Consider the following 10,525-nt stretch of genomic DNA (forward strand, 5'->3'; position numbering starts at 1 on the left):
CAGTTCGGGGGGGGGCGAGCGCGCTCTCGCCCCCCCCGCCCCGCACTCACAACCCAGGTGGTGGGGCGGGTGTCTCCCCCCCCGGGGCGGGGGGGGCCGGCCCGCCACCGCCCCCCCGCCGGCCCCGCCGGGGCCGCCCCCGCCGGCGCCGCAGACCTCCTCGGCTCCCGCCGCGGGTCCCCGTCCGGGCGCTCCGCGTCCCGCCGGCCAGGCCCCGCGTCCCGGTGCCCGTCCGGCCGGTGGTCCCGGCCAGGGCGGCCAGGGCCGTGGTGACCGTCCCGAGCGCGGCGACCGTCAGGGCGCCCCGCGTCCCGGCGGCCAGGCCCCGCGTCCGGGTGGTGCCCGTCCCGCGGGTCCCCGTCCGGGCAACAACCCGTTCACCTCTGGTGGCTCCACCGGCATGGCGCGCCCGCAGGCGCCCCGTCCGGGCGGTGCCCCGCGTCCCGGTGGCGCCGGTGCCCCCGGTGGCCCGCGCCCGCAGGGTGCCGGCGGCCAGGACCGTGCTCCCCGTCCCCAGGGCGGTCCCGGCGGCGCTCCGCGTCCGCAGGGCGGTCCGGGCGGTGCCCGTCCGACTCCGGGCGGTATGCCTCGTCCGCAGGGCGGCGCTCCGCGTCCCGGCGGCGGTCCGGGCGGTAACCGTCCGAACCCCGGCATGATGCCTCAGCGTCCTGCCGCGGGCAGCCCGCGTCCCGGCGGCGGCCCCGGTGGCCGTGGTCCGGGTGCCGGTGGCGGTCGTCCCGGTGGTGCCGGTGGCGGTCGTCCGGGCGGCGGCTTCGCCGGTCGTCCGGCCGGTCCCGGTGGCGGCGGTGGCGGTTTCGCCGGTCGTCCCGGTGGTCCCGGTGGCGGTGGCGGCGGTTTCGCCGGCCGTCCGGGTGGTCCCGGCGGTGGCGGCGGTGGCCGTCCCGGCTTCGGCGGTCGTCCGGGTGGTCCCGGTGCCCGTGGCGGCACACAGGGTGCGTTCGGCCGTCCCGGCGGTCCGGCGCGTCGTGGTCGCAAGTCGAAGCGGCAGAGGCGCCAGGAGTACGAGGCCATGCAGGCCCCGTCGGTCGGCGGCGTCATGCTGCCTCGCGGCAACGGACAGGCCGTCCGCCTGTCGCGCGGTGCGTCCCTCACCGACTTCGCGGAGAAGATCGGCGCCAACCCGGCGTCGCTCGTCGGCGTGATGATGAACCTCGGCGAGATGGTCACTGCCACGCAGTCCGTCTCCGACGAGACGCTGAAGCTCCTCGCGGACGAGATGAACTTCGTCCTCGAGATCGTCAGCCCCGAGGAGGAGGACCGCGAGCTGCTCGAGTCCTTCGACATCGAGTTCGGCGAGGATGAGGGCGACGAGGACGACCTCGTGGTCCGTCCGCCGGTCGTGACCGTCATGGGTCACGTCGACCACGGTAAGACCCGCCTTCTCGACACCATCCGCAAGACGAACGTCGTCGCGGGCGAGGCCGGCGGTATCACGCAGCACATCGGTGCGTACCAGGTCGCGACCGAGGTCAACGGTGAAGAGCGCAGGATCACCTTCATCGACACCCCCGGTCACGAGGCGTTCACCGCCATGCGTGCCCGTGGTGCCAAGTCGACCGACATCGCGATCCTCGTGGTGGCGGCCAACGACGGCGTGATGCCCCAGACGATCGAGGCGCTGAACCACGCCAAGGCGGCCGACGTGCCGATCGTGGTCGCGGTCAACAAGATCGACGTCGAGGGCGCGGACCCGACCAAGGTGCGCGGTCAGCTCACCGAGTTCGGTCTGGTGGCCGAGGAGTACGGCGGCGACACGATGTTCGTCGACATCTCCGCCAAGCAGGGCCTCAACATCGAGAGCCTGCTGGAGGCCGTGGTCCTGACCGCGGACGCCTCGCTCGACCTGCGGGCCAACCCGGAGCAGGACGCGCAGGGTATTGCGATCGAGTCCCACCTCGACCGCGGCCGCGGTGCCGTTTCGACGGTCCTGGTCCAGCGCGGCACGCTGCGCATCGGCGACACCATGGTGGTCGGCGACGCGTACGGCCGTGTCCGGGCGATGCTCGACGACAACGGCAACAACGTCGAGGAAGCGGGTCCGTCGACCCCCGTCCTGGTCCTGGGTCTCACCAACGTCCCGGGCGCCGGCGACAACTTCCTCGTCGTCGACGAGGACCGCACGGCGCGTCAGATCGCAGAGAAGCGGGCGGCGCGCGAGCGCAACGCCAACTTCGCCCGCCGGGGTGTCCGGTTCTCCCTGGAGAACCTGGACGAGGCCCTCAAGGCCGGTCTGGTGCAGGAACTCAACCTCATCATCAAGGGCGACGCGTCCGGTTCGGTGGAGGCTCTCGAGTCCTCGCTGCTCCAGCTCGACGTCGGCGAAGAGGTCGACATCCGTGTCCTGCACCGCGGTGTGGGTGCGGTCACCGAGTCCGACATCAACCTGGCGACCGGCTCCGACGCCATCGTCATCGGCTTCAACGTCCGCGCTGCGGGCCGCGCGGCGCAGATGGCGGAGCGCGAGGGCGTCGACGTCCGGTACTACTCGGTGATCTACCAGGCCATCGAGGAGATCGAGGCGGCCCTGAAGGGCATGCTGAAGCCGGAGTACGAGGAGGTCGAGCTCGGCACGGCGGAGATCCGCGAGGTCTTCAAGTCGTCCAAGCTGGGCAACATCGCCGGTGTCCTGGTCCGTTCGGGCGAGGTCAAGCGCAACACCAAGGCGCGCCTCATCCGCGACGGCAAGGTCATCGCGGAGAGCCTCAACATCTCCGGGCTGCGTCGCTTCAAGGACGACGTCACCGAGATCCGCGAAGGGTTCGAGGGCGGTATCAACCTCGGCAACTTCAACGACATCAAGGTCGACGACGTCATCGCGACGTACGAGATGCGCGAGAAGCCGCGCTCGTAAAGCGGTTCCCAGGCTGGGGGGGGGGGGGGGGGGCCCCCCCCCCCCCCCCCGGCGGTGGGGGTGAGACCTACTAACGTGTGGCTCCACACCCCGCTCACACAGCGCGTCCCCCGGGCGGGCGGGGGGCCCCCCCACCCCCCCGGCCAGCCTGGCTTTTGCGAGATCACGCGATTCCCCGCGTCCCTTCCCGGGGCGCGGGGAACTGTGTGACCAGGCCCGGAAACCCCGTCGAGCGAGCCGACGGATCGTTGTACGGTTCTGATGTCCCTGCCAAGTGCATTGGCAGGCCGTCTACCCCGTACCGGCGGGACATCCGGTTACACATGTATGTGGGGACGCTGTCCTTCGATCTGCTCCTCGGCGACGTTCACTCGCTCAAGGAGAAACGCTCTCTCGTCCGGCCGATCGTCGCCGAACTCCAGCGGAAGTACGCGGTGAGTGCCGCCGAGACGGGCAACCAGGACCTTCACCGCAGGGCCGAGATCGGCCTGGCGGTGGTCTCCGGGGACACCACGCACCTGACCGACGTACTGGACCGGTGCGAACGGCTGGTCGCTGCGCGACCGGAGGTGGAACTGCTGTCGGTACGACGCAGACTCCACAACGACGAAGACTGACGAAGACCGACGCAACACGCAAGGCGAAGAAGGAGACGGACCAGTGGCCGACAACGCGCGGGCGAAGAGGCTGGCGGACCTCATCCGAGAGGTGGTGGCCAAGAAGCTGCAGCGCGGGATCAAGGACCCGCGGCTCGGCACTCACGTCACCATCACGGACACCCGGGTCACCGGGGACCTCCGGGAGGCCACCGTCTTCTACACGGTGTACGGGGACGACGAGCAGCGTGCCGAGGCGGCCGCGGGCCTGGAGAGCGCCAAGGGCGTGCTCCGCTCGGCCGTCGGCGCGGCGGCGGGCGTGAAGTTCACGCCGACGCTGACGTTCGTCGCGGACGCCCTGCCGGACACCGCCAAGACCATTGAGGACCTCCTCGACAAGGCACGGGCCTCGGACGAGAAGGTGCGCGAGGTCTCGGCCGGCGCGTCCTTCGCGGGCGACGCGGACCCGTACAAGAAGCCGGGCGAGGACGACGAGGACGACGAGGACGACGCGGCTAAATGACGCAGAAGCCCAAAACGCCCGACGGGCTTGTCATTGTCGACAAGCCGTCGGGCTTCACCTCGCACGACGTGGTCGCCAAGATGCGCGGGATCGCCAGAACCCGCCGGGTCGGCCACGCGGGCACCCTCGACCCCATGGCGACAGGCGTTCTCGTCCTCGGCGTCGAGAAGGCCACCAAGCTCCTCGGGCACCTCGCGCTCACCGAGAAGGAGTACCTCGGCACGATCCGGCTCGGCCAGAACACGCTGACCGACGACGCCGAGGGCGACATCACCTCCTCGACGGACGCCTCCGGTGTGAAGCGCGACGCGATCGACGCCGGCGTCGCCAAGCTGACCGGCGCCATCATGCAGGTGCCGTCCAAGGTCAGCGCCATCAAGATCGACGGCGTGCGCTCGTACAAGCGGGCGCGCGAGGGCGAGGAGTTCGAGATCCCGGCCCGCCCGGTGACCATCTCGTCGTTCGCCGTGTACGACATCCGTGACGCGGTCGCCGAGGACGGCACCCCGGTGCTCGACCTCGTCGTCTCCGTCGTCTGCTCGTCGGGGACGTACATCCGGGCGATCGCCCGCGACCTCGGCGCGGACCTGGGTGTCGGCGGTCACCTCACCGCCCTGCGCCGCACCCGCGTCGGCCCGTACAAGCTGGACTCCGCGCGCACGCTCGACCAGCTCCAGGAGGAGCTGACGGTGATGCCGATCGCGGAGGCGGCCGCGGCCGCGTTCCCGTGCTGGGACGTGGACGTCAAGCGGGCCCGGCTGCTGCTCAACGGCGTCCGGCTGGAGATGCCCGACGAGTACGCCGGCAAGGGCACCACGGCGGTCTTCGACCCCGAGGGCGCGTTCATCGCGCTGGTCGAGGAACAGAAGGGCAAGGCCAAGAGCCTGGCCGTCTTCGCCTGAGGATCGCGCGCCCGCGCCGGGCGCGGCCGGGCGGACATCTCGCCCGTGGAGCGGCGGTCACGGGGTCTCGTGCCCGCCGCTCAACGGTCCCCCTCGGTTCCCCCACCCAAGGTGTATCCATCCGACCTGCCCTATTCACCCCATCGGGCGGGCGCTCGGAGTGAATCAGGGGAGTAGAGGGGGGCGCGTTCGCCTCACGATCTGTCCCATTGATCACCTCGCCCCTACCGTCGGAACAGGAGCGCGGCGGGGAGGTTCGAGTATGGCGGGGCGAGGCCCGCGGACGGGGTTCGAAGAGGCGGCGGACGACGCCGTGCAGCCGGGGGACGACGCCCTCGTACGCGTCCGCGACCTGGCCGGCCGGCCACGCGGCACGGGTTTCGCGGCCGACCACCACGGCACCGTGATCACCAGCCACGAGGCCGTCGACGGCCTCGACCGGCTCGTCCTGCACGCTCCCGGCGGCCGCACCTGCGTGCTGGGCGCCGACGCCGTCACTCCGCTGCCCGAACTCGGTCTCGCCCTCGTCCACACCCGAGGTCTCGGCCTGTGCCCGCTCCCCGTCACCGTGCGGGACCGCGTCGCGACCGGCACCTACGTCAGGCTCGCCGCGGGCGGCTGGCGCGAGGCGCGCGTGCTGGGCACCTCCGCCGTGCCGTACCCGGCCGCCGGCCCGGCCCATCTCCCGCACGGCGCACTGGAATTGGCGATCGGCACGGCGGGCGCGGACGCGCTCAGGCCGGGCGGCGGAGCGGCCGGGGGGCCGGTCCTCGACGCCCGCACCGGCGCCGTCGTCGCGGTCGTCGGCACCGCCCCGCGCGCCGCCACCCCGGACGGCACCGCGCCGGGGGACACCCCGGCGGGCCGTCGAGCGCCCGGATTCGCCGTCCCCCTGCGGGGCGGCGCGGGGCCCCTCGCCGGGTTGCTGGCCCGTAACGCGGCCACCGTGCCCGCCTACGGCGCCGATCTGAACCTCGCGGCCGCGCTGGAACTCACCGCGACCTCGGTGGGCTCGGACGGACCCCGCCCACCGGCTCCGTCCGGACCCGCGGGTGCGCAGCCAGGGATCGTCGAACGGGCCGATGTCATCAGGGAGTTCGCGTCCTTCGAGCGCGGCCCGGCCCTCGTCCTCGGGCTCGTCGGCCCGCCCGGCAGCGGCCGTACGACCGAACTGGCCGCCCTCGCCGCCCGCCGCCTGCGGGGCCCCGAGCCGGCTCCCACCCTCTGGCTGCGCGGCGCCGACCTCCGCGCCGACGACACCTCGGTGGCCGACGCGGCGACGCGCGCCCTGGAGCGCGCCGGGCGGATCGTCGCCGCGTCCCGGCGGACCACCGGGGCGACTGGTGCGCCGGCCGCGCGGCGCTCCCCGGCCGACAGAAGCGTCCTGCCTCCCGAGGGGTACGGCGGCGAACTGGGCGACATCGCGCCGGACCGCCTGGCCGCTCCCGCGCGCGCCGCGGGCAGGCCACTGCTGCTCCTCCTCGACGGCCCCGAGGAGATGCCCCCCGAACTCGCCCACCGCCTCCCGGCCTGGACGGAGGCGACGACGGCCTGGCTGACGGAGACCGGCACCCGGCTCGCGGTCGCCTGCCGCGCGGAGTACTGGGAACGGGCCGGGACGGAATTCCCCACAGCGCTGCTGCACCACCCGGCACCGCACCCGGCCGGACAGGCGTCCCGCCATGCCGGCAAGGAGGCGTCCGCCTCCGCGGGCGTGTCCCCGTCGGCGGGCGGGGGCGGGGGCGGGGAGCCGGTGCCGGGTGCGGACGGCCGGCCGTCGGCGTGCGCCGGTGGGCGTGCGCCGCTGGATTCCGGGGTGTCGCCATCCGGCGTCAGGAGGGGTCCGGCTCAGGCCGAGGACATCGGCGGGCAGTTGTCCGCCTACGGGGACGGGCGGTCGCCGACGGACGCTGGCGGACCGCCGTCGGCGGACGCGGCCCGGGTGTCGGCGCCGGACGCGGGCGGGGGGCTGCCCGCCTGTGTGCTGCTCGGTGAACTGAGTGAGGCGGAGGCGCGGTCGGCGCGGACGTGCGCCGGGATTCCGGAAGGCGCCCTGGTGCCGGCCGACGCCCGCCGTCCCCTGGTGCTGCGGCTGCTCTCCGAGGTGATGGCCGCGCCCGTGGACCTGCCGGCCGAACAGCTCGACCGCGACGACGTGTTCGCCGCTCACCTCGACCTGATGTGCCTGCGCGTCGCGGTCCGCCTCGCGGTGGCGAACGGACTGCGCGGCACCGCCGTGCGCCGGCTCGCCGCCCGGGTCTCCGGCCAGGTGCACGAAGCCGCCCGGCGCTGCCTGGGCCCCGGGCAGGGCCAACTGGACCGGGCCTCCTTCGAGAGCGTCTTCCCCTGGGGCCCCGCCCGGGGACGCCTCGCAGGCATCACCGGCTGGGCGTCCGCCGTCCTCACCGAAGGACTCCTCGTCCCCGCCGGCGACGGCTACCGCTTCGCCCACGAGGAGCTCGCCGACTGGATCCAGGGCACCCACCTCGACCTGGACGCGGCGCTGGACAGCCTGGTCCACCGGGGACGCGGCACCCTCGGCACCGGCACCGGCACCGGCACTGGCACTGGCACCGGCACCGGCACCGGCTCTACGGAGGCCACGGCTCCCGACCGCCGGAACGCTCGCCGTGTCCGGTCCACCCCTCCCGGCACCGGGACACATCACGTCAGGACCCCGGCCTCCGGGGCGGGCGCCCTTCCCGTCCCCCGTCACAGGATCGGCCCCGTCGTCGAGACCCTGCTGCTGCTGGCCCGCCAGCGGGCCACCGCGGAACTGACGCTCCGCCTCGAGGACCTCGTCCACGCGGTCGACGACCTGCTGCCCCCGCCCGAAGCGCCGGACCCGCTCACCGCCCCGCCGGGCGACCCTCTCTGGTGGGCCACCCGCCTCTGCGCGACCGTCCTGCTCCGGGTGCCCGACGCGGCCCCGTACATCAGCGCGCTGCGGCTGCTCACCGAACGGATCGTGGTGTGGAGGCAGCAGGGCAGAGCCGTACCGGACGGGTTCGGCCCGGCCTTCTGGGTGGCCCTGCCCGTCCCGGACACGGAACGCTTCGACCTGCTCAGGCGCCTGGTGGCCGCCGACCCCCGCAGGTCTCCGGCGACCGAGCCCCCGTACCCGGGCGAGGCCCCCGCCGCCCCGCGCCACCTCGACACGGTCTCGCGGCTCCTCGCCGCCGACCCCATCGCCGTACACCGCCACCTCACCCGCTGGTTCGACGACGAGCGGCCCCTGACCGCGACGCCGAACGCGACCGTGGCGACGGCCGCTCAGGCACTGCTGTACGCGCACAGGCGGCGCGCCCCGGACGATCTGACCGAGGCACTGATGGCCGCCGCCCATCCACGCGGCGACGAACTGCTGGCCGTGCTGGCCGAGGAGGAACCGTCCGCCGTGTGCCGGGCGGTCGAGCGGTGGGCGCACGACGAACGGCCGAGGCGCCGGGCGGCGGCCGTCGCCCACGGGCTGCGCGCGGCACCGTTCGCGGCCGGCCCCGCCGACCGCGAGCCGCTGCGTCACGCGGCGCTCGCCCTGCTCGCCCGTCCCGCCGACCGGGCCCTGCACGGCGGAGCGCTCGGCATCCTCGTACAGGATCCGCTCGCGCGGACCCGGTGCCTGCCGCGGGCTCTGGAACGTTTTGCGGCCGGTGACCCACGGCTGCCGGCGAGCGCGCTGACGGCCGCGCTCGGCACCGACCCGGAGCCCGTGCTCGCCGCGTTCCGCGACCGGCTGCGGCGGCTCGGCCCCGACACGGCCGAGCTGCTGCGCGCCCTCGCGGACGTCACCACACCCGCGTTGGCCCGTCCGGTCGCCGCGCTCGTGCGGGAGACCGTGGAACTGTGCCCGGGAGTCGCCGCGTACATGGCCGCCGACGTGGACCGCCGCATCGACCACGGCAGCGCCGCCCAAGGGGCATTGTTTCCCCTGGTCAGCGGACTGCTGGAGACGTGCGGCACGCCGGTGCGGAGCGCGCTCGCCCAGGTCCTGGCGACGCCCGGCGAGCAGGCGTCGGGAGACCGGGCGTCGGGAGACCCGGCGGCGGCCTCGCTGCGGCGTGAACTGCTCGATCTGCTGCTGGCGCACGAGCGCGATCCGGCCGTGCTCGACACCGTGCTGAGAGCTGCCGCCGACGGCCTCGACCGCAGGGGGGAGACATCCACCCGCGAGCTGGTGCACCGCGTCGGCCTCCTCCTCGTCCGCACCCCGGCCGGGGCCGGCGCCTTCGACCGGGGACTGGCCGACCTGGCTCGGCGCGTTCCCGGCTTCGCCACCCCGCTGGCCCGCTGGGTGACCGGCACCCCCGAGGAGTGGTCCGTCCTCGTGGGCCCCGGCACGCGCCGCCTGATCGAGAACCTGGCCGGGGCGAGGGCTCCCGCCTGACCCACGCCCGCGCACCCCGACGCACTCGGCACCGGACACCGCGGCGCTGAGCGATCGGTCACAGCCTGATGCCGATGCAAGCCGAGAGCGCACGGCATGGCACCCTTAGAGCTGCGAATAAGGCAATCATGGACACGGGTTCGACAAGGAGCGGTCACAGTGCAGCGCTGGCGTGGCTTGGAGGACATCCCCGAGGACTGGGGGCGCAGCGTCGTCACCATCGGTTCCTACGACGGGGTGCACCGCGGACACCAGGTCATCATCCGGCATGCCGTGGACCGCGCCCGCGAGCTGGGCGTCCCCTCCGTGGTGGTCACCTTCGACCCGCACCCCAGCGAGGTCGTCCGCCCGGGCAGCCACCCCCCGCTGCTCGCCCCGCACCACCGCCGCGCCGAACTGATGGCCGAACTGGGCGTCGACGCGCTGCTCATCCTGCCGTTCACCACCGAGTTCTCGAAGCTGTCGCCCGCCGACTTCGTGGTCAAGGTGCTGGTCGACAAGCTGCATGCCAAGGCGGTCGTCGAGGGCCCCAACTTCCGCTTCGGCCACAAGGCCGCGGGCAACGTCGGCTTCCTGCGTGAGCAGGGGGAGACGTACGACTTCGAGGTCGAGGTCGTCGATCTGTTCGTGTCCGGCGAGGCGGGCGGCGGCGAGCCGTTCTCCTCGACCCTCACGCGGCGCCTCGTCACCGAGGGCGATGTCGAGGGCGCGCGCGAGATCCTCGGCCGGCCGCACCGCGTCGAGGGCGTCGTCGTCCGCGGTGCCCAGCGCGGCCGCGAACTCGGCTTCCCCACGGCGAACGTCGAGACCCTCCCGCACACCGCGATCCCCGCCGACGGCGTCTACGCCGGCTGGCTGCACGCCCAGGGCGACGCCATGCCCGCCGCGATCTCCGTGGGCACGAACCCGCAGTTCGACGGCACCGAGCGCACGGTGGAGGCGTACGCCATCGACCGCGTCGGCCTCGACCTCTACGGCCTGCACGTCGCCGTCGACTTCCTCGCGTTCGTCCGCGGCCAGGCCAGGTTCGACTCCATCGAGGCCCTGCTGGTGGCCATCGGCGACGATGTGAAGCGCTCACGGGAACTGATCGAGGCGTACGACGGGGAGTAGCGCCCGGACAGCTCGAGCAGGGCCCGAGTACAGCCCGAAACAGCTCGCATACCTGTATGCGGCGGCGCCCGCGGCGGGGGGGGGGGGGGGGCGGAGCGAGGGCGCGCGCGAGCGCGGGGGGGGGGGCGCGCTGGC

At 74.0% G+C, this 10,525-nt stretch carries 6 protein-coding genes; all 6 read left to right on the plus strand.

The window, feature by feature from the left end:
• A partial coding sequence (gene infB / locus ACFXGX_RS17495) for a translation initiation factor IF-2 (protein WP_384791344.1) occupies positions 1–2,872 on the plus strand: 2,872 nt, incomplete at its 5' end.
• Positions 2,873–3,195: 323 nt separating this feature from the next.
• The gene (locus ACFXGX_RS17500) at positions 3,196–3,489 is read left to right on the plus strand and encodes a DUF503 domain-containing protein (RefSeq protein WP_384791348.1); all 294 of its coding nucleotides are present in this window, start codon (positions 3,196–3,198) and stop codon (positions 3,487–3,489) included.
• A 43-nt stretch (positions 3,490–3,532) separates the two neighbouring features.
• A complete protein-coding gene (gene rbfA / locus ACFXGX_RS17505; protein WP_384791351.1) occupies positions 3,533–3,991 on the plus strand; it encodes a 30S ribosome-binding factor RbfA in 459 nt (152 codons plus the stop codon).
• Positions 3,988–4,893 (plus strand): tRNA pseudouridine(55) synthase TruB, encoded by a 906-nt coding sequence (truB, locus tag ACFXGX_RS17510; protein ID WP_384791354.1) that lies wholly within the window; start codon positions 3,988–3,990, stop codon positions 4,891–4,893. Before rbfA ends, truB begins: the two co-directional genes overlap by 4 nt.
• A 262-nt stretch (positions 4,894–5,155) precedes the next feature.
• Positions 5,156–9,277, plus strand: a complete 4,122-nt coding sequence (locus ACFXGX_RS17515; RefSeq protein ID WP_384791356.1) for a serine protease — start codon at positions 5,156–5,158, stop codon at positions 9,275–9,277.
• Positions 9,278–9,436: 159 nt separating this feature from the next.
• Positions 9,437–10,390: a bifunctional riboflavin kinase/FAD synthetase gene (locus ACFXGX_RS17520; protein WP_384791359.1), complete on the plus strand. Its 954-nt coding sequence runs from the start codon at positions 9,437–9,439 to the stop codon at positions 10,388–10,390.
• The last annotated feature ends 135 nt before the right edge of the window (positions 10,391–10,525 follow it).

It is taken from the genome of Streptomyces sp. NPDC059371, assembly GCF_042751995.1.
GTDB lineage: Bacteria > Actinomycetota > Actinomycetes > Streptomycetales > Streptomycetaceae > Streptomyces.

Bases quoted from the DNA above. Each gene is read 5' to 3' on its own strand.
- ACFXGX_RS17500 (WP_384791348.1), top strand. From the start codon at position 3,196: ATGTATGTGGGGACGCTGTCCTTCGATCTGCTCCTCGGCGACGTTCAC.
- truB (WP_384791354.1), top strand. From the start codon at position 3,988: ATGACGCAGAAGCCCAAAACGCCCGACGGGCTTGTCATTGTCGACAAG.
- ACFXGX_RS17515 (WP_384791356.1), top strand. From the start codon at position 5,156: ATGGCGGGGCGAGGCCCGCGGACGGGGTTCGAAGAGGCGGCGGACGAC.